Source organism: Actinomycetes bacterium (genome assembly GCA_035506535.1).
In the GTDB taxonomy this organism is placed as follows: Bacteria; Actinomycetota; Actinomycetes; order DATJPE01; family DATJPE01; genus DATJPE01.
Window position 1 is genome coordinate 1 of record DATJPE010000077.1, and the last position, 24537, is coordinate 24537.

Consider the following 24537-nt stretch of genomic DNA (forward strand, 5'->3'; position numbering starts at 1 on the left):
CTCCAGCCAGGCGAGGTGCTCGGCCCAGGCCTCGTCCTCCACAGCGGCCCGCTCGGCGTCCAGGACCGCCCGGTGCTCCGCCCAGGCCTCCGCCTCGACCGCGGCGCGCTCGGCGTCCAGCCACGCGCGGTGGTCGGCCCATGCCGGCCCTTCGCAGGCTGCGCGTCGTGCCAGCAGCCAGCCGGTGTGCTGCGCCCACGCGGTGGCCTCCACCGACGCCCGTTCGGCGTCCAACCACGCGCGGTGATCGGTCCAGGCGGGCTCTTCCGCGGCCCTTCGCTGCTCGGCCAACCAGGTGCGGTGCTCATCCCACGCGACGACCTCGGCGGCGGCGCGCTCGGCCGCTGAGGCGGCGCGCCGCTTGGCCTCCTCCTCGGCCCTGCGTGCCGTGGCCGCGCGCTCGAGGTCGGCCAGGCGGGCCTCCTCGACGGCCATGGCGACCAGCTCCGCCTCCCGGCGGCGCCGGTCGAGCTCGGCGGCCTTGCGCCGCCGTTCCTCCTCCTGGGCCGAGGCCTTGAGCGCCGCGGTCTCCGCGACGGCGCGAGCCGCATCGGCCTGGGCCTCCTCGCGCTCGGCGCGCAGCCGGGCGACCTCACGGGCCAGCCCACCCTCCGTCGCGCGCGGCTTCGCCGCCTCGTCCTCGGCCAGCGGCTCACCCTCGGCCAGCGGCTCACCCTCGGCGGGGTCGGCGCTCGCGACGTCCTCCGCGGCGTCGGGGGCGGGCTCGTCGCCGGCTGGCTCCGTGGTCGACGCGTCCGCCACCTCGTCCAGGTCGAGCTTCTTGATCAGACTGCTGACGATGGCCACGGAACGAGCGACCGCGTCGTCGGCCGGGTCGTCCGTGAAGTCCTGGACGAGGAACCCCTCGTCGAACCCGTCGATGTCGCCCGCGTCGGTGTCGCGGTGGCCGGTGTCGCTGTGGTCGGTGTCGCTGTCGTCGGTGTGGCTGTCATCGGCGGAGCTGTCATCGACGTCCATGTCGACGAGTCCGGCCCGCACCAGGGCCGAGATGACATGCCCGGCCTCGAACACCGTGAACCCGCAGTCGGCGGCGAGGTCCGCGACGGATCGTTCACCGTCGACCTTGCACAGCATCGCCCACTCGCCGGGACCGAGCACGACGTCACCGTCGGCGTCCCCACCCGTGGCCAGCATGGGGATGGCGTCGGGGCCGCCGATCTCGCCGGTCAGTCGTCGCCACTCGTTCATCCGCGCCCGCAGCCGCTGGAGGAGCTCGGGTACGGCCTGCGGCGGCGCGACGTCCTGCCGGGTCTTCTTGCCCTTGCGGAAGCGCCAGCTCGTGATGTTCCACTGCAGGAGGTCGACGAGCATGTCGGCCAGCTGCTCGCTGACGAACGACTCGACGACCACGCGGTCGACGTAGCCGAGGTGTACGAGCAGCTCCCCGAGCCGCCAGCCCTGCAGCTCGGAACGCTGGATCTCCAAGGCCTCGGCCAGCGACTCCGGCGCGAGCTCGCCGGAGGAGGTCAGCCGGGAGCCGAGCAGGGGACGTCGCCCGGGGACGAAGACGGAGTACACGAGGCCGTCACGGAGGTAGATCTCCGCCTCGTCGTCCTCCCCGCCGGCGACGTACAGACAGCCCGTCGCATCCTGCGCCCCGAGGTCCAGCAAGACCTGCTCGACCGGGCTGGTGAGGAGGTCGCCGTCGAGCATGCCCGTAGGCCTCCTCCCCTGGTCGCGTGGATTCCCTTCACCATCGGCAGGTCCCCCCGGGGTGTTGAGCGTCGGGAGCCGCCCGACTACGCCTCGGCAGACCCCGAGAACGGGCGGTCACCGCCTGTCACAACGGGTCACGGAGTCGGTGACACCCGGTGACCGTGGGCGATTCGTGACACCATGACGCCATGGCTGCTCCCGCCACGCTCATCACCGTCGCGCCGACCGGTGCCGAGACCGCGAAGAGCGACGCCCCCACGCTGCCGGTGACCCTCGAGGAGCTGCTGGAGCAGGCCGAGGCGTGCGAGGCGGCCGGCGCTGCCATGGTGCACGTCCACATCCGCGACGCCGACGCCAACCCGACCCTCGACCTGGGCCGGTTGCGCGAGACCGTGGTGGCGCTGCGCGAGCGGACCGGCCTGATCGTGCAGCTGTCGACCGGCGGCAGCGTGCACGACCCCTACGACGCCCGGCTGCGGGTGCTCGACGCCGAGCCAGACTCCTGCTCGCTGACCTGCGGCACGGTCAACTTCGGCGACGACGTCTTCCTCAACCCCTGGCCGTTCATGGTCGAGCTCTACCGAGCGACCCAGGAGCGCGAGATCGTGCCCGAGTTCGAGCTCTTCGACCTCGGGCACGTCGCCGCGCTCCAGCGCCTGCTGGACCAGGAGGGGTCTCCGTACGGCGGCCACGTGCACTGCGATCTCGTCATGGGCGTTCCCGGAGGCATGCCGGGAACCGCGCAGGCCCTGGTCTCGGCCGTTGCCGGGCTGCCGCCGGGCTGCTCCTTCTCCGCGACGGGGATCGGCCGTACGTCGCTCACCGTGGCGCTCGCCTCGCTCGCGGCCGGCGGGCACCTGCGGGTCGGGATGGAGGACACCCTGACGTTTCGCCGCGGCGAGCCCGTACGCGACAACGCGCAGCTCGTCGAGCGGGCCGCGACCCTCGCGACGCTGGTGCAGCGGCCGCCCATGCCGCTCGAGGCGGCCCGTGCCCTGCTGGGCGTGAAGGACCGGGCCGCGGTGGTCGGTGCTGGACGGGGGACGCCGACATGACGGGCAAGCGGGGCATGACGGGGAAGCAGGGGATGAGCGTGGTGCAGGAGCTGGCCGGAGGGCAGTCGAGGAGAAGGCAGGGTCACCGGGATGACAGGAGTGGCGGCGTGACGGGGGTGGCCGAGTGAGCGAGCCGCTGCTGTCGCCGCGTCCGGACGGACGCCGGCGCATCGATCGGGTGCTCGCCGAGGACTACCTCGACGGCCTGTCCGGGCGCTCGCTGGAGGACGTTCGTGTCCTGCGCCACGAGGCCGAGCAGGAAGAGGCCGACCTCTCCTACCTGCGCCGGCTCCTCCAGGGGCGTAGCGACCTGCTCCGAGCGGAGCTCGACCGTCGCGCGGGCTCCGCCGACGAGCCCCTCGTCGACCGGCTCGTCGACGTCTTGAGCGACGGGCCGCGGACCACCCACGGCAGCGGGCGGCACATCACCGTCGAGCCGTCCCGGGTCGCCGAGCACCGCCGCCGGGTCGAGCAGCTGGTCGCCGACATCGGGCTCTCCGACGTCGCGGGGCGCTCACCGGAGGAGCTGTCGCGCACCCTCGCGGTGCTCGAGGACTACGAGCGGGCGATCAGCGAGCTTCGCCAGCGGGTTCAGGCGGTCATGGACGCCTGTACGTCCGAGATCGCCCGTCGCTATCGCGACGGTGAGGCGGACGTGTCCAGCCTGCTGGCCGTCGAGGCCAACCCCGAGGCGTGAGCCTGAGCCGGCCGCTCGTCGAGGTCGTGCGCTCCGGGTTCGCCGAGAGCGTGCACCGCGGCTCGCTGGTCGCACTGAACGCCGCTGGGGCGGTCGCCCTGCGAGTCGGGGATCCCGACCGGGTGATCCTTCCCCGCTCGACGAACAAGCCGCTGCAGGCGGCCGGGATGCTCGAGGCCGGCCTGGCGCTCGAGGGGGAGCTTCTGGCCCTCGCGGCTGCCTCGCACTCAGGGGAGCCTCATCACCTCGCCGGCGTGGAGCGGATCCTGCTGGCTGCCGCGCTTCCGGCGTCCGCGTTGGGCTGCCCTCCAGATTTGCCGGCCGATCCGACGGAGCGGGAGCGGTGGCTGCGGGCCGGGCGGGCGCCCGAGCCGTTGGCGATGAACTGCTCGGGCAAGCACGCTGCGATGCTCGCCACCTGTGTGGTGCGCGGATGGCCGCCGGCGACGTACCGGGACCCTGAGCACCCGCTGCAGATGTTCCTGCGTGCCCGCGTGGAGGAGCTGGCGGGTGAGCGGGTCGGTGTGCTCGCCGTGGACGGGTGCGGCGCCCCGGTCTTCGGCCTCAGCCTGACCGGGCTGGCTCGCGCCATCCAGGCGCTGGTGACCGGGGAGGACACGTCCGGGCGGGCCGTCGCGGACGCCATGCGGGCCCATCCGGACTACGTCGGCGGGACGGGCCGCGACGTGACCCGCCTCATGCGTGGGGTACCCGGCCTGCTGGCGAAGGACGGTGCCGAGGGGGTGTACGTCGCCGCCGCGGCGGACGGCACGACGGTCGCGGTGAAGGTCGAGGACGGCTCCTCCCGCGCAGCCGTACCGGCCCTGGTTGCGGCGCTGCACGCCCTGGGGATGAGCGCTCCCGTGCTCGACGAGCTCGCCGAGTCACCGGTCCTCGGCGGCGGTCGACCGGTCGGCGTCGTCCGCGCGATCCCGGGCCTGTTCGGTCCGTAGGCTGTGCGCCGTGTCCAACGCCCTCGCCCCGGTCGGGATCCTGAGCATCGGCGACATCATCCGATGGCTGTCGTGGCTGGCGCTCGCCGCGGAGGTCTTCGGCTTCATCGACGCGCTGACCCATCGTCCGGAGGCCTACGTCGCGGCGGGCAAGCAGACCAAGGTGTTCTGGACGCTGCTCCTGGGCATCGCCTCCGTCATCACCGCGTTCACCGGGTTCCTCGGGCTCTTGGGGCTCGTCGGCGTCGTGGCGGTCACCGTCTACCTCGTGGACGTACGACCGGCACTTCGCGCGATGCGCGGCGGGCGTGGCGGGGGCGACCGGCACATGGGACCGTACGGCCCCTGGTGACATGACCCGGCCGCGGCTGTCCCTGCTCATCGGTGAGATCACCGACGTGGAGTGCGACGCCTTCGTGAACGTGACGAACTCGGCGTTGCACTCGAGCGGCGGACCCGACGGCGCGGTCTACCGAGCCGGAGGCCCACAGCTGGTCGCCGCCTGCCGCGAGGTACGGCGCCTGCGCTTCCCCAAGGGCTTGCCGGTGACCGAGGCGGTCGCGACCATCGGTGGAGCGCTGCGCGCGCGATGGGTGATCCACACGGTGGGCCCGGCCTACTCCCCGCGGGAGGACCGTTCGTACCTGCTCTCGGCGACCTACCGCAACTGCCTGCGCGCGGCCGACGAGGTCGGGGCGCAGGACGTGGCGTTCCCGCCGATCTCCTCGGGCCTGCGCGGCTGGCCGCTGGAGCCGGCGGCGCGCATCGCGGTCGGCACGCTGGAGAACACCCCGACCCTGGTCCGCCACATCCGGATCGTGCTGCGCACGGCCGGCGTCCAGGAGGTCTTCGCCGAGGCCCTCGCCCGCCGCTGACCGGCCCCATCTTCTCTGTCGAATGAACGCGGCGTTCCTCCAATAGGTCCGACTGAATGTCGCGTTCATTCGACAACGCAGCGGCATCCGGCTGCGGAGCGGGCGTCCCAGCACTCACCGCACGACGGGGTCAGGTCGGCAGTACCCGGTGCACTTTGTGCTGGGCGGCCTGCGCCACCGGGCGGACCACGAGCAGGTCGACGTCGACGTGTGGGGGGCGCGTCACCGTCCACGCCACGCAGTCGGCGACGTCCTCGGCGGTGAGCGGCTCGGCCACCCCTTCGTAGACCTTCGCGGCGGCGGCGGCGTCGCCGCGGAAGCGCACCAGGGCGAACTCGTCCGTGCGGACCATCCCCGGGGCGATCTCGCTGACCCGGACCGGCTGGCCGCAGAGCTCCAGGCGCAGCGTCTCGGCGAGGGCCGCCTCGGCGTGCTTGGCGGCCGTGTAGCCACCGCCGCCCTCGTAGACCACGCGGCCGGCGGTCGACCCCATGAAGACGACGTGGCCGGCGCCGGCGACGAGGGCCGGCAGCAGAGCCTGGGTGACGCGAAGGGCGCCCAGCACGTTGACTGCGTACATCGCCTCCCACTCGGCCGGGGACGCCCCAGCGACCGGGTCGGCGCCGAAGGCGCCGCCGGCGTTGTTGACGAGGACGGCGAGCTGGTCGCCGACCTCCGAGGCCAGGGCAGCCACCGAGGCCTCGTCGGTGACGTCGAGGGTGACGGGTCGGGCGCCGGTCTGCTCGGCGAGCGCGTCCAGCCGGTCACGCCGGCGGGCCCCGGCGATGACGTCGAAGCCCTCGGCGCGCAGGCGGGCTACCGTCGCCGCGCCGATCCCGCTGCTGGCCCCGGTCACGACGGCGGTGCGTGTCATGGCCCGATCATGCTCGATCGGGCACCGGTTTCGCGCCGCGGCCGGCTTCGGGGGAGGATCGGGCCATGTCGGTCGTCCCGGTCCGCCGTACCGCCCCCCGGCGGGTGGCCATGCTGAGCGTGCACACCTCGCCGCTCGACCAGCCGGGGACCGGCGATGCCGGAGGCATGAACGTCTACGTCGTCGAGCTAGCCCGCCGGCTGGCTGCGCTGGGGACCGAGGTGGAGGTGTTCACGCGCGCCACGCGAGGGGACCTGCCGCCGAGGGTCGAGCTGGCTCCCGGAGTGCTCGTGCGCCATGTGGCGGCCGGACCCTTCGAGGGCCTGGCCAAGGAGGACCTGCCAGCCCAGCTGTGCGCCCTGACCAGTGGCGTGCTGCGTGCCGAGGCGCGTCGTGAGGCCGGCTACTACGACCTCGTGCACAGCCACTACTGGCTCTCCGGCCAGGTGGGCTGGCTGGCCAAGGAGCGCTGGGGTGTGCCACTCGTGCACACCATGCACACCATGGCCCGGGTGAAGAACGCCTCCCTCGCCTCAGGGGACGCTGCGGAGCCCGCCTCCAGGATCATCGGCGAGACCCAGGTCGTGGCCGCCGCCGACCGGCTGGTCGCCAACACCGCCGAGGAGGGCGCCCAGCTGGTCGAGCTCTACGGGGCGGACCCGGCGAAGGTCTGCGTCGTCAACCCCGGCGTCGACCTGGATCGGTTCACCCCGGGGGACCGGGCGGAGTCCCGTCGTCGGCTGGGCCTCTCACCGGACGACGTGGTGCTGACCTTCGTCGGCCGCATCCAGCCCTTGAAGGCGCCCGACGTCCTGGTGCGGGCCGTCGCCCGCCTGCTCGCCGCGCGGCCGGAGCTGCGGACCAGGCTGGTCATCCACGTCGTCGGCGGCCCGAGCGGGTCGGGGCTGGCCCATCCCGAGCACCTGGCGAAGCTCGCTGCCCACCTCGGCGTCGCAGACGTGCTCCGCCTGGACCCGCCGCTGCCACAGGCCGAGCTCGTGCACGTGTACCGATCGGCGGACGTCGTGGCCGTGCCGTCGTACAGCGAGTCCTTCGGCCTGGTGGCGCTGGAGGCCCAGGCGTGCGGCACCCCGGTGGTGGCCGCCGCCGTCGGCGGGCTGCGCACCGCGGTCGCCGACGGGGTCAGCGGCCGCCTCGTCGAGGGGCACGAGCCGCGCACGTGGGCGCGCGTCCTGGACTCGCTGGTCGTGGACCCGGACCTGCGCCGCACCCTCGCCGCCGGCGCGGTCGAGCACGCCCAGGGGTTCGGCTGGCCCTCGACCGCCGCGGCCGTCCTGGAGGTCTATCGCGAGGCGATGGCCGGTACGACCGCGCGCCGCCTGGCCTCCCTCCCCGTGGCTCGATGAGCCCCGTGGCTCGATGAGAGCCGTGGCTCGATGAGCTCCGTCGACCCAGTCGACGCCGTCGCCGCAGTCGCCGCCGCGCTGGCCGCGGCCGGCGTCGACCACGAGCGGCTGCGTCCCGACGCCTTCGCCGTGCGGCTGCCGGGCGAGCACAAGCTGGTCACGACCGTGGTCCTCGTGGTGGGCCAGCACAGCCTCCTCGTCGAGGCCTTCGTGATCCGGCGCCCCGACGAGAACCACGAGGCCTTCTACCGGCACCTTCTCGAGACCAACGCCGGGACCTACGCGGTGCACTTCTGCCTCGACCGCATGGGCGACGTCTACCTCACCGGACGGCTGCCCCTGGCGGCGGTGGACGCTGACGAGCTCGACCGCGTCCTCGGCAGCGTGCTGACCTACGCCGACGAGGCCTTCGACCGGCTGCTCGAGATCGGCTTCGTCACATCGATCCGGCGCGAGTGGGCGTGGCGGGAGAAGACGGGTCAGAGCCTGGCGAACCTGCGGGCCTTCGAGCGCTTCGCGAGCCAGTGATCGGCGGTCACTAGGCTGGCCGCGTGCCGACGTACACGCTGATCCTGCTCCGTCACGGCGAGAGCGAGTGGAACGCCAAGAACCTGTTCACCGGCTGGGTCGACGTCGACCTCTCGGACACCGGCGTCGCCGAGGCGGCGCGCGGCGGCCGCCTCCTCGCCGAGTCGGGCCTGCTCCCCGACCTGCTGCACACCTCCGTGCTGCGTCGCGCCATCCGCACCGCGCAGGTCGCGCTCGACGGCTGCGACCGGTTGTGGATCCCGGTACGTCGCTCCTGGCGGCTCAACGAGCGGCACTACGGCGCGCTGCAGGGCAAGGACAAGGCCGCCACGCTCGAGGCTTACGGCGAGGAGCAGTTCATGCTCTGGCGGCGCTCGTACGACGTCCCGCCACCGCCGCTGGACGACGACTCCGAGTGGAGCCAGGTGTCCGACCCGCGCTACGCGGCGCTGCCCCCCGAGCTGCGACCGCGCACGGAGTGCCTCGCGGACGTGGTCCGGCGCCTGCTGCCCTACTGGTACGACGCGATCGTGCCCGACCTGCGGACCGGTGCCACCGTGCTCGTGACCGCGCACGGCAACTCGCTACGAGCGCTGGTCAAGCACCTCGACGGGATCTCGGACGAGGCGATCGCGGGGCTGAACATCCCCACGGGGATCCCGCTGGTCTACGAGCTCGACGAGGACCTGGTGCCCGTCGTGCGTGGCGGGCGCTACCTGGACCCCGACGCGGCCGCCGAGGCGATCGCCGCCGTCGCGGCCCAGGGTCGCCGCTGAGCCCCGGTACGCGCTACCGCTTCTCGAGCTCGTCGTAGCGGGTGCCGGTCATCGTGTAGACGATGCGCCGCGCCATGCTGACCGCGTGGTCGGCGTAGCGCTCGTAGAAGCGGCTCAGCAAGGTCAGGTCGACCGCCTGGTCGACGCTTCCCGTCCACCCGGACAGGAGCGTGTGCAGGAGCTGGACGTTGAGGTCGTCCATCCGGTCGTCGAGGGTCTCCACCTCCAGCGCCAGCGCGAGGTTCTGGTCGGCGATCACGTCGCCGACGCGAGCGGCCATGAGCGATGCCTCCGCGGCCATCTCGACGAAGATCGGGCGTACGGAGTCCGGCACCGCGCACTCCGGGTAGCGCATCCTGGCGATCTTGGCGACATGTCTCGCGAGGTCCCCCATGCGCTCGATGGTCGCGCTGCTGCGCAGCGCGCCGGTCACGATGCGCAGGTCCGTCGCGACCGGCTGCTGCAGGGCCAGGAGGTCGGTGGCGCGCTCCTCCAGCTCGAGGGCCAGGGCGTCGATGTCCTCGTCCTGGGCGATCACCGACTCGGCCTTGCCGAGGTCGGCGTCGAGCAGCGCCGAGGAGGCGCGGTCGATCATCGATCCGACCGCCCGCATCATCGTTACCAGCTGGTCGGTGACGCTGTCGAGCGCCTCGTGGTAGCTGTCGCGCATCTGCACTCCGCAAGGTGGTCAGGGGGGCCCTGAGGGGGTGTCGCGGCCAGGCTATGCCCGCCCGACGCGAAGCCTGACGGCCTCGGAGTGAACGGCCGTCGCCCTCGGGGTGAACAGTTGGCGACCCCTGCGCCGACGAGGACCCCGCGGCGGCCATCGGCGCGTGCGCGCACACCTACGCTTGGCCGCGTGGACGCGAGCGTTGCGCTGGTCGCCGGAGCAGCGGTCGGCGTCCTCGTCGGGATCCTCGCCGTCGGGCCCGTGAGGTCGCTGTCCCGCCGGCACGCCGAGCCCCTGCCGCCCCCTCCGCCCCCCGCCCCCATCGGCGAGGGGACCACCGCCCTGCTCGCGGTCCTGCGCTCGGGGTCGGTCGTGGTGGACACCAAGGACCGGGTGCTGCGGACCAGCCCGACCGCGCAGGCGCTCGGGCTGGTCAGCGGCGGTCGACTGGCCATGCCGGCCCTGGCGAACCTGGTCGCGAAGGTGCGCGAGGACGGCCAGATCCGCGACCTGGACCTCACCCTGCCGCGGCGGAGGGGAACCGACGTGCGGCTCTCCGCTCGGGTCGCGCCGCTCGGGGACGGGGGGCTCATCGTGGTGCTCGTCGACGACACGACCGAGGCGCGGCGGGTGGAGGACGTACGCCGCGACTTCGTCGCCAACGTCAGCCACGAGCTCAAGACGCCGGTCGCCGCCCTGTCGCTGCTCGCCGAGTCCGTGGCCTCCTGCGCTGACGACCCGGAGGCGGTGGCCCGCTTCGCGGCACGGATGACCAAGGAGGCAGAGCGCCTGTCGACACTGGTGGTGGACCTCATCGACCTCTCCCGCGTGCAGGGCGACGACCCCCTCACGCACGCCGAGGTCGTGCAGGTCGAGGAGCTGGTCCGCGACGCCACGGATCGCAACCGCACCAGCGCCGCCGCGGCGACGATCGACCTCGTGTCCGCGGCCCAGCCGGGGCTGCTGGTCTACGGCGATCGGGAGCAGCTCACGGCAGCGATCACCAACCTCATCGCGAACGCGGTCCAGTACAGCCCCCCGCGCACCCGCGTCGCCATCGCCGCTCGCTCGGCCGGCGACGTGGTGGAGATCAGCGTGACCGACCAGGGGATCGGGATCCCCGAGGCCGACCTGGACCGCGTGTTCGAGCGCTTCTACCGGGTCGACCCGGCGCGCTCGCGGGCGACCGGTGGGACCGGCCTGGGCCTGTCGATCGTGCGTCACGTGGTGAGCAACCACGGCGGAGAGGTGTCCGTCTGGAGCCGCGAGGGATCGGGGTCAACGTTCACCCTGCGCCTGCCCCGGCACCGGCTGAGCGAGCCGGAGCCCGAGGCCGAGAGCCCCGCGCCGGAGGGCGCGGCCCTGGAACCGCACGGGAAGGTGGCCCAGTGACCCGGGTGCTCGTCGTCGAGGACGAAGAGTCGATCAGCGACGCGGTGTCGTACATGCTGCGCAAGGAGGGGTTCGAGGTCGCGGTGGCCGGGACCGGGCCGGCCGCCCTGGAGGAGTTCGACCGGGAGGGCGCCGACCTCGTGCTGCTCGACCTCATGCTCCCGGGCTACCCGGGGACGGAGGTGTGCCGGCAGCTGCGCTCCCGGTCGAACGTCCCGGTGATCATGCTGACGGCCAAGGACAGCGAGATCGACAAGGTGGTGGGCCTCGAGCTGGGGGCGGACGACTACGTCACCAAGCCGTTCTCGATGCGCGAGCTGGTTGCCCGGATCCGAGCCGTGCTGCGTCGCGGCGGCGAGTCCGAGGAGCTGCTGCCAGGGGTCCTCGAGTCCGGCCCGGTCCGGATGGACGTCGAGCGGCACACCGTCACCATCCGCGGGGTCGCCACGCCGATGCCGCTCAAGGAGTTCGACCTCCTCGAGCTGCTGCTGCGCAACACCGGACGGGTGCTGACCCGCGGGCAGCTGATCGACCGGGTGTGGGGCTCCGACTACGTGGGTGACACCAAGACGCTCGACGTCCACGTCAAGCGGCTGCGCGCCAAGCTCGAGGAGGACCCCGCGCACCCGCGCCACATCATCACGGTGCGCGGGCTGGGCTACAAGTTCGAAGCCTGAGGACCTGCCGGAGGGCGCTCCTGCCGGAGGGCGCTCCTGCCGGCGGCTGCGGTGTCGCCGCGCCGCGCGTCAGCCCCCCTGGGACGGCCCGTCGGGGAGCATGACGAGGACCGTGAGGGTCAGCGTCCCCGCGCCCGCGAAGGTGAGCGTCACGGTCTGGAAGGTGCCCGGCTTGAAGGTCGCGTTCGGTACGTCGATCCCTGGCTGGCCGTTGCTGCCCGGCGTGATGAGCGCCCGGCCGGGGATCTCGAGGTCGCCCGGCGTCACCGCCCCCGCGCCGGACACGGCGACCGCGGTCAGGTGGTCGGGGACGACATCGTTGTTGGCGAAGCCGCCGATGAGGGTCGTGACCGGGGGATCGGTGGTGGGGTCCTGCAGGAGGAGCAGGTTGCGGACCGACATGAACCCGACGTCGCCGGCCGCCCCGTTGGTCGGTCGGTGCACCTGGTTCGTGCCGGCGGCGAAGCCGGCGCCGCACGCCGAGGTGAGCAGGGCGACGACGACGGCCAGGGGGAGCAGCACCAGTCGTCGGGCGGGGAACGGCCGTCGGGCGAAGGTCACCCGCGCAGCGTACCGAGGGCCGAGGCCCAGTCACCGGCATGCGCCAACAAGACGGCCACATCGAGCAGGGCGAGGACGACGACGAGGCTGAACGCGGTCCGCGCCGCGGGCGGCCAGTCGTGCCCCACGGCGACGCCGGCGAGGACGAGCGAGGCGGCCAGGGCGGCCCAGCCCCACGCGTCCGGTGGACCGCCGGGGGCGAGCACCAGCAGCAGCGCCGCAGCGACCAGGCACGCCGCCGTCAGCGCCCGCGTGGCCCGTGCTCCGATCCGCGCGGGGAGCCCCGCGGCGCCGAGCCGGCGGTCGTCCTCGATGTCGGGCAGGGCGTTGGCGCCGTGGATCCCGATGCCGAGCAGGGCCCCGGCGGCGGTCGCCCACCAGGGCGCCCACGCCGCGTGCGGCAGGGCCAGCGTGACCACCGAGGGAAGCAGCCCGAACGAGACGGCGTACGGCAAGGGGGAGAGCAGCGTCGCCTTGAGCCGAAGGTCGTACGTCCATCCGCTGGCGACCGCCACCAGATGGGTGAGGCCGGCGGCGAGGCCCAACGCGAGGGAGAGCGGCAGGCACGCGACGGCGGCTGCCGTCGCGGCGGCGCGCACCGTCGCGGCGCCGACCGCGCCCCGGGCCAGCGGCTTGTCGGGACGCCCGGCCGCGACGTCACGGTCACGGTCCACCAGATCGTTGAGCCAGCCGATCGAGAGCTGGCCGGAGAGCACCGCGGCGCCGAGGAGCGCGCAGCGGCCCGCCGTGAGCCCGGCGCCCGCGCCGAGCCCCACGGCGACGGCCGTCACGGCCGCGCACGGGCCCGGGTGGCAGGACCGCAGCAGCGCGACGGCGCCGGGGCGGGTCAGGAGGTGCTCGCCCGAACGAGCGCGCGCAGGTCCGGGTCGAGCCCGGTCGAGGGGCTGATCCGCCGCTCGATCGCGGTCACCGTGCCGTCGGCGGCGACGAACGTCACCGACGGGGCCTCCTGCCCGAACGCCTGCACGAGGCGGCTCGAGTGGTCCACAGCCACGGTCGCCTCGCCGGCCACCTTGCTGGCCAGCTGGAGCAGGGTCCTCTCCTGCGCCGGCGGTCCCACGAGCACCAGGGGCAGTCCCCTCGACCGGACCTGCAGCACGACCGAGGACACCACGTCGGCACAGTCGGTGCAGCCGGGGGGGACGAACAGCAGGACCGCCGGGCGGATCGCCCGCGCCAGGACCTCCAGCGAGCCCACGCTCACCGTCACGTCGGGTATCAGCCCCCCGACCTGCCCGGGGTCCTGGGAGACGGCGGTCGCCAGCGGCCGCGGGAGCGGCCCGTCGCCCGGTCGTGGTTCCAGCAGGGTCATGAGCGAGCCGACGAGCATCAGCACGAGGACCCCGGCGATCAGGACCGGCGCCGGGAGCCCCCGGGGCCCGAGCCTTCGGCGGCCGTGCCGGTGGTGTGGCCGTCCGCCCTCGGCCACGGCGAGCTCGCGAAGGTAGGCGAGACGGTCGGCCTCGAGCGTGCGGGCGTCGTCCGGCACGACGACGGCGTACCCGTCCGGCCAGTCGACCCAGGTCGAGGGCGCACCGTCGAGATCGTCGTGGTGACCGCTGGGGTCGGGTGCCGCAGCCACGAGGGTCAGGATAGAGAGGCAGGTGTCGGGAGGGCATGCGATCCTGCGCACGAGAGCGCTGCGGGCCGGGGACCAGCCGGCGCGCGCGTCGGTGGACCCGCGCGCGTGGCACGGAACAGGCCGTTCTGTCAAGAGCCCTGAAGCGCCTCATCATGGCTCTGACCTGCGCAAACGCCCGTCTGGGGGGTCCGCGGGCGTGTTATCCTGGTGGCCAGCGAGAGGGGTACCGGACAGATGACTTTCCAGGTCGGCGAGACCGTCGTCTACCCGCACCACGGGGCCGCGCGCATCGAGGCGATGGAGACCCGCGTGATCAAGGGTGAGGAGCGGCTCTACCTCGTCCTCAAGGTCGCGCAAGGTGACCTGACCGTGCGGGTCCCGGCCGACAACGCCGAATACGTCGGCGTTCGCGACGTCGTGGGCCAGGAGGGCCTCGACCGGGTGTTCGAGGTGCTGCGGGCGCCGCACACCGAGGAGCCGACCAACTGGTCGCGCCGGTACAAGGCCAACCTGGAGAAGCTCGCCAGCGGGGATGTCATCAAGGTCGCCGAGGTGGTCCGGGACCTGTGGCGCCGCGAACGCGAGCGCGGCCTGTCGGCCGGCGAGAAGCGGATGCTCGCGAAGGCGCGCCAGATCCTTGTGTCCGAGCTCGCTCTTGCCGAGAACACCAACGAGGACAAGGCCGAGACCATCCTCGACGAGGTCCTCGCCTCCTGATCGGGTCCTGACAGCGGTCGGCGGCGAGTCCCTCGCCCCGCCGACCCCCGGGGTGACCGGGCGGTCCGACCTGGAGGATCGCCGCGATGGCCGACCGGCTCCCCCGGCGCAGGCGCGTGCCGCAGCCGGTCGTGGAGGTGCTGCGCCTGTGCATCGTGCTGGCCGGCGCCGCACTCGGCTACCAGGCCGCCGGCATCTTCCCCGGCCCGGTGGGCTCCCTCGGCCCGGTGGCCCTGGGGGTGATCATCGGCTCGGGTCTCGGGTACGCCCTCGGGGGCGTCCTCGGCCGGTCGACGGTGCACGCGATGAGCCGTACCGAGCAGGTCCTGCGCGGCGTCCCCGCGGAGCAGATCGTCGCGGGCTTCTTCGGCGCCCTGCTGGGCCTGCTGGGCGGGGCCGCGGTCGCCTGGCCGGTGTTCCTCATCGGGCATGCCGCGGTCGCGGTGCCGCTGTTCGTCTTCGTGCTGCTGGCCACCGCGATGCTGGGCTACCGGATCGGGGCGCTGCGCCGCGAGTCGATGATCGCCATGTTCGGGCCGGGGGCCGGGATGGCGCCCGCCGCGGCGACGACCTCCTCGGTCCTGCCCCGGCTCGTCGATTCCTCGGTGGCCATCGACGGTCGCATCGTCGAGGTGGTCCGCGCCGGGTTCCTCGGCGGCCGGATGATCGTGATCAAGCCGGTGCTCGACGAGCTGCAGGGGCTCGCCGACGCCCACGACGACCTGCGGCGCGCCAAGGGCCGCCGCGGGCTGGAGATCCTCGAGGCGCTGCGTCGAGAGCCGTCGGTGGAGCTCGAGGTCGTCGACGACCTGGCGGTGGCCGTGCCGGATGTGGACGCCAAGCTGGTGCGCACCGCTCTGGACACCGGGTGGGCGCTGCTCACCCTGGACTCCAACCTCGCCCGCTCCGCCGCCCTGGCGGGGGTACGTGTGCTGAACCTGCACGCCCTGACACTGGCGATGCGCCCGTCGGTGGCCGCGGGGGACGAGGTGAACGTGTTGCTGACCAAGGCCGGCAAGGAGGCGGGCCAAGCGGTCGGCTACCTCGACGACGGCACGATGGTCGTTGTCGAGCGCGCACGGGAGGCGGTGGGACAAGATGCCCTCGTCCAGGTGACGAGCGTGCTCACGACGGCGAACGGCCGGATGGTCTTCGCCCGGCCCGTCCTCCTGGACGGGCACCCGGTCCCCGGCCGGTGAGCCCGCCGGCTCGAGGCGAAGGGTGGCGCGGATGGGCGCAGCAGCGCCGAGGGTCGCGGCCATCGTGCCCGCGGCCGGGCGCGGGGACCGGCTGGGCCCCGGCGAGCCGAAGGCGCTGCGGCCGGTCGGTGGGGTCCCGCTCCTCGTGCACGCCGTCCGGGCGCTGGCCTCCGCCGCCTCGGTGGACCTCGTCGTCGTGGCGGCTCCCGCCGGTCGGCGGGAGGACGTAAAGGCTCTGCTGGGCAGGCCGGACGGAGCCGACGTGGTCGTCGTGGAGGGCGGGGAGGACCGCCAGGAGTCGGTACGCCGCGCGCTGTCGGCCATCCCCGAGGAGGTCGAGGTCGTGCTCGTCCACGATGCCGCCCGCGCCTTCGCGCCGGTGGGTCTGATCGAAGCCGTCGCCGCCGCCGTGCGGGCCGGGGCCGAGGCCGTCGTCCCGGGGCTGCCGGTCGTGGACACGCTCAAGCAGGTCGACGAGGACGGGTACGTCGTCGCGACCGTGGACCGCTCGGTCATCCGCGCCATCCAGACGCCGCAGGGCTTCCCCCGACGGGTCCTCGCGAGCCTGCACGACGGCCACGAGGGTGACCCGCACACCGACGACGCGGGGCTCGCCGAGGCGGCCGGGATCGGGGTGCTCGTGGTGCCCGGCTCGGAGGAGGCGTTCAAGGTGACCGTCCCGCTCGACCTGGAGCTGGCCGCGGCCGTCGTCCGCCGCCGGAGCGGGTCATGAGCGCCCCCCGTGTCGGGCTCGGCGTCGACGTCCATCCGCTCGTCGCCGGGCGGCCGATGCGCCTGGCCGGCCTGGACTGGCCAGAGGAGGCGGCCGGGTGCTCGGGCCACTCCGACGGCGACGTCGTCGCCCATGCGATGTGCGACGCGCTGCTGTCGGCCGCCGGGCTGGGCGACCTCGGGTCGGTGGTCGGCACCGACCGTGAGGAGTGGGCCGGCGCGAGCGGCGTACGGCTGCTCGCGCACGTGCACCGGCTGCTCGCCGACGAGGGCTGGCGGGTCGGGAACGTGACCGTCCAGCTGGTGGGCGAGCGTCCGCGCCTGAGCGCCAGGCGGGCCGAGGCTGAGGCGACGCTCTCCGCCGCCCTCGGCGGTGCGCCCGTCTCGGCCAGCGCAACGACGACGGACGGCCTGGGCCTCACCGGACGCGGCGAGGGCCTCGCCGCGATCGCCACGGCACTGCTCACCCGGAGGTCGGCCGATGAGTGACGAGCTGCTCGACAGCCTGCGCCGCGCGGTCGAGGCGGCCCCCGGCGATGTGCCCCTTCGACTGCACCTCGCCGCCGAGCTCGTCCATGCGGGACTCACCACCGAGGCGGTGTCCCACCTCGGGATCGTGCTCGCTGGGGACCCGACCTCGGCCGAGGCGCTCGAGCTGATGGGCCAGGCGCTGGGGACGACCCAGCCGTCGTCGAGCGCCGACCGGTTCAGCTGGAGTGCCGCCGAGGCGGACGTGGCCGGGATCGTCGAGCCGATGTTCGTCAACTCCTCGCCGGGCGAGCGGAGCGAGGAGGCGATACCCGACCCGTACGACGTCGTCCCCAGCGGCGTACGGCTCTCCGACGTCGGCGGGCTGCGCGAGGTGAAGGAGCGGCTCGACGTCGCCTTCCTCACGCCGATGCGAAACCCCGAGCTCCGTGCCTTGTACGGCAAGAGCCTCAAGGGCGGCCTGCTTCTCTACGGCCCGCCCGGGTGCGGCAAGACCTTCCTCGCCAAGGCGGTCGCCGGCGAGCTGCAGGCGGGCTTCCTGCACATCGGCCTGTCCGACGTCCTCGACATGTGGATCGGGCAGAGCGAGCGCAACCTCCACGAGATCTTCGAGATCGCGAGGCGTCGCGCCCCCTGCGTCGTCTTCCTCGACGAGATCGACGCTCTGGGGCAGAAGCGGAGCCAGCTACGCACCTCCGCCTTGCGCGGCACGGTGAACCAGCTGCTGGCGGAGCTCGACGGGGTCGCCTCCGACAACGAGGGTGTCTTCGTCCTCGCCGCCACCAACCACCCCTGGGACGTCGATGTCGCACTGCGCCGGCCGGGGCGGCTCGACCGGATGCTGCTCGTCCTCCCCCCGGACCAGGAGGCGCGCGAGGCGATCCTGCGCAGCCACCTCAAGGACCGGCCGGTCGCCGGCGTCGACATCGGCAAGCTGGCCCGGGAGACCGACGGGTTCTCGGGCGCCGACCTCGCGCACGTCTGCGACACCGCGGCCGAGCTGGCGCTGATGGACTCGGCTCGTACCGGCAACGTCCGCATGATCACGATGGCCGACCTCGAGGCCGCACGGGGCCAGATCCGACCCTCGGTGGGTGCGTGGCTGGAGACCGCCCGCAATGTCGCGCTGTTCGCCAACTCGGGTGGGGAGTACGACCCCCTGCTTGCCTACCTGAAGAAGCGGCGCCTGGCATGACCGAGGACCGCGGCGCGCTCCAACGGGCCGAGCATCTGCTGGCCGTCCGTCGCCACGACGAGGCGGCCGCACTCGCCGCGCGGCACCTTGCGTCCATGCCGGACAGTGTCTGGGGCTGGCGCATCCTGACCCAGGCGCGGCTCGGGAGCGGCGACGGCAAAGGAGCTCTCGATGCGGCCCGATCGCTGGTGCGGCTGGCGCCGGACGACCCGACCGCGCACGCCCTGGCCGGACACGCATACCTGATCCTTCGGGAGCCGGGTCAGGCGGCGAGCGCGTTCGATGAGGCGATCCGGCTGTCGCCGCGCGACTGGTCACACTTCCACAACCGTGCCCTCGCCCGGTACCAAGACAAGCAGCACGTGTCAGCGCTGGCCGACGTCGACCGTGCGCTCGAGCTGCACCCGCTGTCTGCGCAGTCGCACGGCCTTCGCGGAGCGGTCCTCAGCTCGATGGGCCGACGGCGCGCCTCTCTCGAGGCCACCGAGCGTGCCCTCGAGATCGACCCGACGAGCGCTCATGCGCACAACAATCACGGGGTGGACCTGCTCCGGCGCGGGCACATCGGGGTCGCGGCCTCCGCCTTCGACAGGGCCCTCGCGGCCGATCCGCACGATCCTCGAATCAGGCGCAACCTGGATGTCGTGCTGCTCAAGACGGCCCGCCGCGGCTGGCTGCTCGGGCCTGGCGTCATGCTGGCCTGCTTCACCGCGGCGGAGCTGCTCTGGCCGCCCACGGCCCGCCTGACGCTGGGACTGGCCCTGGTCGTCGTCATGTTCGGCGTCCTCCTGGTGCCGTTGCGCCGCCTGTCCCGGGGGGCGCGCCGTCACCTGTGGCGCAGGGTTCGGCAGGACCCGTTCCTGCGCTTCTCATCGGCGCTCGCCCTTGCCTCAGGCGGACTGGCCCTGATCATGTCCGTTCTGCCCGTGTCGGAGGCGGAGTCGCTGGGTCACTACGTCGGAGTCTTGGCGATCGTCTTGGCCTGGGTCGCCTGGGCGCGCGGCTGGACGACCCAGCGGCGGAAGAAGCCTCAGGCCGCGAGCGACGTCTACCCCCCGGTGACGTAGCGTCAGGGGCGTGCCTGTGGAGCTGCCGCCGGATGCACGAGCGCTCCTTGACCGCCCGGTGTGCGCCACGTTGGCGACGATCAACCCGGACGGGCAACCGCAGCTGTCTGTCGTGTGGGTGAAACGGGACGGCGACGACATCCTCGTCTCCACCGTCACCGGCCGGCAGAAGTACCGGAACCTCCTCCGTGACCCGCGGGCCACGGTCCTCGTCTTCGATCCCGAGGATCCGGACCACTACGTCGAGGTTCGCGGCCACGTCTCGATGACCGAGGAGGGCGGGCCGGAGCTGATCCAGGAGCTCGGCTGGCGCTACAACGGCGAGCGCTTCAGCGGGGACGAGGGGACCGATCGCGTCCGCGTCGTCGTCCGGCTCACCCCGGACCGCGTCGTCGTCCGGCACTGAGTCCTCGTCCGGCACTGAGTCGCCGGTCCGGCGCTGACCGCTGACCGGGGTCTCGCAAGGTCCGCGTGGCGAAGCGCCTGACCGCACTGCCCGTACCCTTGCCCGGGTGAGCCTGCGCCTCTACGACACCGCCGCCCGCGAGGTCCGGGACTTCGTCCCGCTGGTCCCCGGCAAGGTCGGCGTGTACGTCTGCGGGCTCACCGTCCAGTCCGACCCCCACCTCGGCCACGTGCGCTCCGCGGTGGCCTTCGACGTGCTGCGGCGCTGGCTGGCCCACTCCGGCTTCGACGTCACCTACATCCGCAACGTCACGGACATCGACGACAAGATCCTGCTGAAGTCCGCCGAGGAGGGCCGCGAGTGGTGGGAGCACGCCTTCCGCTACGAGCGCGCGGTGACGTGGGCCTACGACGCCCTCGGCTGCCTGCCACCCACCTACGAGCCACGCGCCACCGGTCACGTGCCGGAGATGCTGGAGATCATCGAGACCCTGCTCGAGCGCGGGCACGCGTACGTCGCCGCCGACGGCAGCGGTGACGTCTATTTCGACGTCCGGTCGTGGCCGGCGTACGGCGAGCTCACCCACCAGCGGGTGGACGACATGGAGCCGGCGGCCGACGCGGACCCCCGCGGCAAGCGCGACCCGCGCGACTTCGCCCTCTGGAAGGGGCGCAAGCCGGAGGAGCCGGCCACCGCCTCGTGGCCGACGCCGTGGGGCCCGGGTCGGCCGGGCTGGCACGTCGAGTGCTCCGCGATGGCCGGCAAGTACCTCGGCGCCGAGTTCGACATCCACGGCGGCGGCATCGACCTTCGCTTTCCCCACCACGAGAACGAGCAGGCACAGTCGCGGGCGGCCGGTCAGCCCTTCGCCCGCTACTGGATGCACAACGCGTGGCTCACCACGGCCGGCGAGAAGATGAGCAAGTCGCTGGGGAACAGCCTGCTGGTACCGGAGGTGCTGCGTCGCTTCCGCGCGGTCGAAGTGCGCTGGTACATGGTGTCCGCGCACTACCGCAGCAACGTCGAGTACTCCGACGAGGCCGTGGCGGAGGCCGCGACGGCCTACCGGCGGGTCGAGGGCTTCGTCGAGCGCGCCGTCGAGCTGGTCGGTCACGTCGAGCCGGCGGCCCAGGTCCCTGATGCCTTCGCCGCTCACCTGGACGACGACCTCTCGGTGCCCGCCGCCCTGGCCGTGCTGCACGAGACGCTTCGTGCCGGCAACGCCGCCTTGGCCGAGGGCGGCGTCGACGGGGTGCGGACGGCGCTCGCCGACGTACGCGCGATGACCGCCGTCCTCGGCGTCGACCCGCTCGACCCGAGGTGGGCGGTCGCGTCCGACGAGCGGCTGCGCGCCACCGTCGATGCGCTGGTCGCCGTCGCGCTCGAGCAGCGGGAGGCGGCCCGAGATCGCAAGGACTACGCGGGGGCCGACGCGATCCGCGACGCGCTCAAGGCGTCCGGCGTCGTCGTCGAGGACACCGCGGCCGGGCCTCGCTGGACCCTGCAGGGCGGCTCGTGATGGCGGGCAACTCCCAGCGCCGCGGGGCGCGGCGGACCTCGGGGTCGAAGAAGGGCGCGACCACCGGTTCGGGTGGCAAGGGCGCGAACGCCTTGCGGGGCAAGGGCCCGACGCCACCGGCCGAGTCGCGCAAGGGCCACCCCGCAGCCCGGCGCTCGGCCGCTACCACCCGGCGCACGACGCCGTCGCGCCCGGCCCGGAGCACCCGCCAGAAGGACGCGCTCGAGGTCGTCGCGGGCCGCAACGCCGTCCTCGAGGCGCTGCGGGCCAAGGTGCCGGTGCAGACGCTGTACGTCGCGGAGCGGGTCGAGGCCGACGACCGCGTCCGCGAGATCGTCCGCCTGGCCAACCACGCGCACGTTCCCCTCCTCGAGGCACCCCGCGCCGAGCTGGACCGGATCACCGGCGGCGCCGTGCACCAGGGCGTCGCGGTCCAGGTCCCCGCCTACCACTACGCCCATCCGGACGACCTGCTGGCACGTGCGGAGGCATCGGGCGAGGCGACGCTCATCGTGGCCCTCGACGGCGTCACCGACCCGCGCAACCTCGGCGCGATCCTGCGCTCGACCGCGGCCTTCGGCGGGCACGGGGTGCTCGTCCCCGAACGCCGGTCGGCGGGGATGACCGCGGGAGCCTGGAAGGCCTCGGCGGGTGCCGCGGCCCGCCTCCCCGTCGCCCGGGCGACCAATCTGACCCGCGCGCTGCAGGGCTACGCGAAGGCCGGCTGCGTGCTCGTCGGGCTGACGGCCGACGCGCCGACCGACGTGGTCGACCTGGAGGTGGCCGACGGCCCCCTCGTCCTCGTCGTCGGCTCCGAGGGCCGAGGCCTCTCGCGCCTGGTCTCCGAGACCTGTGACGTGCTCGCCCGCATCCCCATGCACTCCGAGGTCGAGAGCCTGAACGCGTCGGTGGCCGCCGCCATCGCCCTGCACGCGGTGGCGCAGCGCCGCCGCGTCTGACCGCCGCCGCGTCTGACTCCGGGTGCGGTCAGACCCGTCGTCGGGTCAGTCCAGGATGGGCGGCAGGCTCATCGTCGTGTCGCTCGGGCTGCCGGAGCGTTTGCCGAGGACCGCCAGCTCGTCGGGCTTCTTGCTCAAGACGTCGGCGACGTACGCCCTCGCGGCGGCCAGCGTGCCCACGTCGCGCCCCTCGCGCTCGGAGAGGAACCACCGGTGCTCCAGCACCTCGTGGAACACCTGGGCGGGCTCGAGCTTGCCCCGGAGCTCGCGCGGGACCTGGCGGACGACCGGCTCGAACACGTCGGTGAGCCACCGGTGGGCGGCGATCTCCTGGTCCGCGTCGGAGAAGCCCATGCTGGCTCGGTAGGCGTCCAGGTCGTTGAGCAGGCGCCGGGCCTGGTTCTCCTCGACGTCGAGACCGGTGAGCCGCAGGAGGCGCCGCGAGTGGTGGCCGGCCTCCACGACCTTGGGCTGCACCCGCACGAGACTGCCGTCGGTCTCGCGGGTGACCTCGAACTCCTCGACGTCGAAGCCGAGCTCGTTGAGCCGGCGGACCTTCTCGTCGACGCGGTAGCGCTCGCCGCTTCGTACCACCACCGCCGACGACAGTTCCTCCCACAGGCGGCCGTAGCGCACGACGATCGCCTCGGCCGTCTCCGCCGGGTCGATCGACTCGTGCAGCTGCTCGCCGGCCTCCAGGTCGAGCAGCTCGCCGAAGATGTTGAGGTGGGCGACCTCGATGTCCTGCTGGCGCTGGCCGTCGGAGAGACGCTCGCGCAGTTCCCCCGTCTCGGCGTCGACGAGATAGGCCGCGAAGGCTCCCGCGTCTCGCCGGAACAGGGTGTTGGAGAGCGAGCAGTCCCGCCAGGCGAAGCCGGCGACGTGCAGGCGGACCAGCAACAGGGCCAGCGCGTCCAGCAGGCGGTTGGCCGTGTCCGGCCGCAGGGTCTGGGAGAACAACGCCCGGTACGGCAGCGAGAACTGCAGGTGCCTGGTGATGAGAGCGGCCTCGAGGTCCTCGCCCTCGGGATCGGTCCGGTCGGTGACCACACCGACCGCCTCGACGCACGGCACCGCGAGTCGGTCGAGTCGTCGCAGCAGCCCGTACTCGTGCTCGGCGAGAGGCTCGGCCACCTCCTTGACCGCGTAGACCACGCCGTTCACCCGCACGAAGCGGACGACGTGGCGGGAGATCCCGCGCGGCAGGGCGACGAGCTGGTCGGCGGGCCACTCCTCGAGCGGCACCTGCCACGGCAGGAACAGCAGCTCGGGCTCGTCCGCCGAACCCGTGATCCGCAGGGCCACGGCATCCCAGTCTGCCGAAACGGGGCCGCCGCTCGTGCGACGGCCCCGTCCCGACGTGTCGTCAGCGCGAAGTCCGAACGACTAGAGCCGCTCGCCGGACGCCATGGAGAACACGTGCGTGTTGCCGGGCTTGACCGTGACACGGATCGTCTCGCCCTTGTTCGGCGGGGTACGCCCATCGGCGCGCACGATGACGTCGACCGTCTTGCCCTCGGCGTCGACGACCTGCCCGTAGACATAGGCGTCCGCGCCGAGCTCCTCGACCACGACGACCGTGACCGGGATGCCGGAGGGGTCCGTCGTGATGTCGAGGTCCTCCGGGCGGAAGCCGAGCGTGACGTCCTTGGCGCCCTCCTTGCCGGCGGCGTCCAGCGCGGTCCGCTCCACCGGCACCGTCGAACCTGCGACGACCACACCTCCGTCAGTGACCTTGCCCTCGACGAGGTTCATCTGCGGCGAGCCGATGAAGCCGGCGACGAAGACGTTGTTCGGGTGGTCGTACATCTGCCGGGGGCTGTCGACCTGCTGGAGGACGCCGTCCTTGAGCACGGCGACCCGGTCGCCCATGGTCATGGCCTCAACCTGGTCGTGAGTCACATAGACGGTGGTCACCGCGAGCCGGCGCTGCAGAGCGGCGATCTGCGTCCGCGTCTGGACGCGCAGCTTCGCGTCGAGGTTGGAGAGAGGCTCGTCCATGAGGAACACCTGGGGATGCCGCACGATGGCCCGACCCATGGCCACGCGCTGGCGCTGGCCACCGGAGAGCGCCTTCGGCTTGCGCTGGAGGTAGGGCTCGAGGTCGAGAAGCTTGGCGGCCTCCTGAACGCGCTGGGCGATCTCGGCCTTCGGGGTGCCGGCGATCTTCAGGGCGAAGCCCATGTTGTCCGCCACGGTCATGTGGGGGTAGAGGGCGTAGCTCTGGAACACCATCGCGACGTCGCGGTCCTTGGGCGGGAGCAGCGTGACGTCCCTGTCGCCGATGCGGATCGAGCCGGAGTTGACCTCCTCGAGACCGGCGAGCATGCGAAGGGCGGTCGACTTCCCGCAACCGGACGGCCCGACGAGGACGAGGAACTCGCCGTCGTTGATGTCGAGGTTCAGCCGGTCGACCGAGGGTCTGGTGTTGCCCTCATAGATTCGAGTGGCGTTGTCGTAGACGACTGTGGCCATGCGCGTTCGATTCCTTCCACCGGCAGGTACGTGCCGGACGATCCGTCGTGGAGGAGTGCCCGTCGCCCGCGGCG

At 73.1% G+C, this 24537-nt stretch carries 27 protein-coding genes; 19 read left to right on the forward strand and 8 right to left on the reverse strand.

Going from position 1 to position 24537, the window contains the following annotated elements:
- The coding region (locus tag VMI11_12770; GenBank protein ID HTY73281.1) for a hypothetical protein at positions 1–1674 on the reverse strand (1674 nt) is incomplete at its 3' end.
- A 191-nt stretch (positions 1675–1865) separates the two neighbouring features.
- Between VMI11_12770 and VMI11_12775 the strand changes: the two genes are divergently transcribed.
- From VMI11_12775 to VMI11_12795, 5 genes are all read left to right on the forward strand, one after another.
- Positions 1866–2732: a 3-keto-5-aminohexanoate cleavage protein gene (locus VMI11_12775; GenBank protein ID HTY73282.1), complete on the forward strand. Its 867-nt coding sequence runs from the start codon at positions 1866–1868 to the stop codon at positions 2730–2732.
- 124 nt (positions 2733–2856) lie between these two features.
- Positions 2857–3429 (forward strand): aerial mycelium formation protein, encoded by a 573-nt coding sequence (locus VMI11_12780; protein HTY73283.1) that lies wholly within the window; start codon positions 2857–2859, stop codon positions 3427–3429.
- Positions 3426–4382 carry an asparaginase gene (locus VMI11_12785; GenBank protein ID HTY73284.1) on the forward strand — a complete coding sequence of 319 codons (957 nt, stop codon included), beginning with the start codon at positions 3426–3428 and terminating at the stop codon, positions 4380–4382. Before VMI11_12780 ends, VMI11_12785 begins: the two co-directional genes overlap by 4 nt.
- 10 nt (positions 4383–4392) lie before the next feature.
- Complete coding sequence (locus tag VMI11_12790) at positions 4393–4734, forward strand: DUF2516 family protein (protein HTY73285.1); 342 nt, start codon at positions 4393–4395, stop codon at positions 4732–4734.
- Between the two features lies 1 nt (position 4735).
- Complete coding sequence (locus VMI11_12795) at positions 4736–5257, forward strand: macro domain-containing protein (protein HTY73286.1); 522 nt, start codon at positions 4736–4738, stop codon at positions 5255–5257.
- 130 nt (positions 5258–5387) lie between these two features.
- Here the strand turns inward: VMI11_12795 and VMI11_12800 are convergent, their stop codons facing one another.
- A complete protein-coding gene (locus tag VMI11_12800; GenBank protein HTY73287.1) occupies positions 5388–6131 on the reverse strand; it encodes an SDR family NAD(P)-dependent oxidoreductase in 744 nt (247 codons plus the stop codon).
- Positions 6132–6196: 65 nt separating this feature from the next.
- Here VMI11_12800 and mshA point away from each other — a divergent pair, with 65 nt between their 5' ends.
- From mshA to VMI11_12815, 3 genes are read left to right on the forward strand one after another with little or no spacing between them, the layout of a single operon-like run.
- Entirely contained in the window at positions 6197–7498 is a 1302-nt protein-coding gene (gene mshA, locus VMI11_12805) for a D-inositol-3-phosphate glycosyltransferase (GenBank protein ID HTY73288.1), read from the forward strand.
- A 30-nt stretch (positions 7499–7528) separates the two neighbouring features.
- On the forward strand, positions 7529–8026 hold the full coding sequence (locus VMI11_12810) for a YbjN domain-containing protein (protein HTY73289.1): 498 nt from the start codon (positions 7529–7531) through the stop codon (positions 8024–8026).
- A 23-nt stretch (positions 8027–8049) separates the two neighbouring features.
- Complete coding sequence (locus VMI11_12815; GenBank protein ID HTY73290.1) at positions 8050–8802, forward strand: phosphoglyceromutase; 753 nt, start codon at positions 8050–8052, stop codon at positions 8800–8802.
- Positions 8803–8815: 13 nt separating this feature from the next.
- Here VMI11_12815 and phoU read toward each other — a convergent pair whose 3' ends face one another.
- Positions 8816–9472, reverse strand: coding sequence for a phosphate signaling complex protein PhoU (gene phoU, locus VMI11_12820; GenBank protein HTY73291.1), 657 nt, complete (start codon positions 9470–9472; stop codon positions 8816–8818).
- Between the two features lie 189 nt (positions 9473–9661).
- On the opposite strand from phoU, the gene VMI11_12825 reads away from it, so the two are divergent.
- Together VMI11_12825 and VMI11_12830 are read left to right on the forward strand one after the other, a co-directional pair.
- Positions 9662–10864: an ATP-binding protein gene (locus tag VMI11_12825; GenBank protein HTY73292.1), complete on the forward strand. Its 1203-nt coding sequence runs from the start codon at positions 9662–9664 to the stop codon at positions 10862–10864.
- Positions 10861–11541 carry a response regulator transcription factor gene (locus tag VMI11_12830; GenBank protein ID HTY73293.1) on the forward strand — a complete coding sequence of 227 codons (681 nt, stop codon included), beginning with the start codon at positions 10861–10863 and terminating at the stop codon, positions 11539–11541. Before VMI11_12825 ends, VMI11_12830 begins: the two co-directional genes overlap by 4 nt.
- A 69-nt stretch (positions 11542–11610) precedes the next feature.
- On the opposite strand, the gene VMI11_12835 is transcribed toward VMI11_12830, so the two are convergent.
- From VMI11_12835 to VMI11_12845, 3 genes are read right to left on the reverse strand one after another with little or no spacing between them, the layout of a single operon-like run.
- The gene (locus VMI11_12835) at positions 11611–12102 is read right to left on the reverse strand and encodes a hypothetical protein (GenBank protein ID HTY73294.1); all 492 of its coding nucleotides are present in this window, start codon (positions 12100–12102) and stop codon (positions 11611–11613) included.
- Positions 12099–12893: a UbiA family prenyltransferase gene (locus VMI11_12840; protein ID HTY73295.1), complete on the reverse strand. Its 795-nt coding sequence runs from the start codon at positions 12891–12893 to the stop codon at positions 12099–12101. The genes VMI11_12835 and VMI11_12840 overlap by 4 nt, the downstream gene beginning before the upstream one ends.
- A 56-nt stretch (positions 12894–12949) precedes the next feature.
- Positions 12950–13705, reverse strand: coding sequence for a hypothetical protein (locus VMI11_12845; protein ID HTY73296.1), 756 nt, complete (start codon positions 13703–13705; stop codon positions 12950–12952).
- Positions 13706–13939: 234 nt separating this feature from the next.
- On the opposite strand from VMI11_12845, the gene VMI11_12850 reads away from it, so the two are divergent.
- The 9 genes from VMI11_12850 to rlmB all read left to right on the forward strand — a co-directional run bounded on the left by VMI11_12850 (position 13940) and on the right by rlmB (position 21988).
- Positions 13940–14422 carry a CarD family transcriptional regulator gene (locus VMI11_12850; protein HTY73297.1) on the forward strand — a complete coding sequence of 161 codons (483 nt, stop codon included), beginning with the start codon at positions 13940–13942 and terminating at the stop codon, positions 14420–14422.
- An 86-nt stretch (positions 14423–14508) separates the two neighbouring features.
- Positions 14509–15621, forward strand: coding sequence for a TRAM domain-containing protein (locus VMI11_12855; GenBank protein HTY73298.1), 1113 nt, complete (start codon positions 14509–14511; stop codon positions 15619–15621).
- A gap of 31 nt (positions 15622–15652) precedes the next feature.
- Entirely contained in the window at positions 15653–16354 is a 702-nt protein-coding gene (gene ispD / locus VMI11_12860) for a 2-C-methyl-D-erythritol 4-phosphate cytidylyltransferase (protein HTY73299.1), read from the forward strand.
- Positions 16351–16842, forward strand: coding sequence for a 2-C-methyl-D-erythritol 2,4-cyclodiphosphate synthase (gene ispF / locus VMI11_12865; protein ID HTY73300.1), 492 nt, complete (start codon positions 16351–16353; stop codon positions 16840–16842). Before ispD ends, ispF begins: the two co-directional genes overlap by 4 nt.
- Entirely contained in the window at positions 16835–18037 is a 1203-nt protein-coding gene (locus tag VMI11_12870) for an ATP-binding protein (GenBank protein HTY73301.1), read from the forward strand. Before ispF ends, VMI11_12870 begins: the two co-directional genes overlap by 8 nt.
- Positions 18034–19104 (forward strand): tetratricopeptide repeat protein, encoded by a 1071-nt coding sequence (locus tag VMI11_12875; protein HTY73302.1) that lies wholly within the window; start codon positions 18034–18036, stop codon positions 19102–19104. Before VMI11_12870 ends, VMI11_12875 begins: the two co-directional genes overlap by 4 nt.
- Before the next feature lie 10 nt (positions 19105–19114).
- Entirely contained in the window at positions 19115–19510 is a 396-nt protein-coding gene (locus VMI11_12880; GenBank protein HTY73303.1) for a PPOX class F420-dependent oxidoreductase, read from the forward strand.
- A gap of 106 nt (positions 19511–19616) precedes the next feature.
- Positions 19617–21029 carry a cysteine--tRNA ligase gene (gene cysS / locus VMI11_12885; GenBank protein HTY73304.1) on the forward strand — a complete coding sequence of 471 codons (1413 nt, stop codon included), beginning with the start codon at positions 19617–19619 and terminating at the stop codon, positions 21027–21029.
- Positions 21029–21988: a 23S rRNA (guanosine(2251)-2'-O)-methyltransferase RlmB gene (rlmB, locus tag VMI11_12890; protein HTY73305.1), complete on the forward strand. Its 960-nt coding sequence runs from the start codon at positions 21029–21031 to the stop codon at positions 21986–21988. The genes cysS and rlmB overlap by 1 nt, the downstream gene beginning before the upstream one ends.
- 45 nt (positions 21989–22033) lie before the next feature.
- On the opposite strand, the gene VMI11_12895 is transcribed toward rlmB, so the two are convergent.
- Positions 22034–23293, reverse strand: a complete 1260-nt coding sequence (locus VMI11_12895) for a DUF4032 domain-containing protein (GenBank protein ID HTY73306.1) — start codon at positions 23291–23293, stop codon at positions 22034–22036.
- A gap of 81 nt (positions 23294–23374) precedes the next feature.
- Positions 23375–24463, reverse strand: a complete 1089-nt coding sequence (gene ugpC / locus VMI11_12900) for a sn-glycerol-3-phosphate ABC transporter ATP-binding protein UgpC (protein HTY73307.1) — start codon at positions 24461–24463, stop codon at positions 23375–23377.
- Between the last annotated feature and the right edge of the window lie 74 nt (positions 24464–24537).

Bases quoted from the DNA above. Each gene is read 5' to 3' on its own strand.
- VMI11_12775 (HTY73282.1), top strand. From the start codon at position 1,866: ATGGCTGCTCCCGCCACGCTCATCACCGTCGCGCCGACCGGTGCCGAG.
- VMI11_12795 (HTY73286.1), top strand. From the start codon at position 4,736: ATGACCCGGCCGCGGCTGTCCCTGCTCATCGGTGAGATCACCGACGTG.
- VMI11_12800 (HTY73287.1), bottom strand. From the start codon at position 6,131: ATGACACGCACCGCCGTCGTGACCGGGGCCAGCAGCGGGATCGGCGCG.
- mshA (HTY73288.1), top strand. From the start codon at position 6,197: ATGTCGGTCGTCCCGGTCCGCCGTACCGCCCCCCGGCGGGTGGCCATG.
- VMI11_12810 (HTY73289.1), top strand. From the start codon at position 7,529: ATGAGCTCCGTCGACCCAGTCGACGCCGTCGCCGCAGTCGCCGCCGCG.
- phoU (HTY73291.1), bottom strand. From the start codon at position 9,472: ATGCGCGACAGCTACCACGAGGCGCTCGACAGCGTCACCGACCAGCTG.
- VMI11_12850 (HTY73297.1), top strand. From the start codon at position 13,940: ATGACTTTCCAGGTCGGCGAGACCGTCGTCTACCCGCACCACGGGGCC.
- VMI11_12855 (HTY73298.1), top strand. From the start codon at position 14,509: ATGGCCGACCGGCTCCCCCGGCGCAGGCGCGTGCCGCAGCCGGTCGTG.
- ispD (HTY73299.1), top strand. From the start codon at position 15,653: ATGGGCGCAGCAGCGCCGAGGGTCGCGGCCATCGTGCCCGCGGCCGGG.
- ispF (HTY73300.1), top strand. From the start codon at position 16,351: ATGAGCGCCCCCCGTGTCGGGCTCGGCGTCGACGTCCATCCGCTCGTC.
- VMI11_12870 (HTY73301.1), top strand. From the start codon at position 16,835: ATGAGTGACGAGCTGCTCGACAGCCTGCGCCGCGCGGTCGAGGCGGCC.
- VMI11_12875 (HTY73302.1), top strand. From the start codon at position 18,034: ATGACCGAGGACCGCGGCGCGCTCCAACGGGCCGAGCATCTGCTGGCC.
- rlmB (HTY73305.1), top strand. From the start codon at position 21,029: ATGGCGGGCAACTCCCAGCGCCGCGGGGCGCGGCGGACCTCGGGGTCG.
- ugpC (HTY73307.1), bottom strand. From the start codon at position 24,463: ATGGCCACAGTCGTCTACGACAACGCCACTCGAATCTATGAGGGCAAC.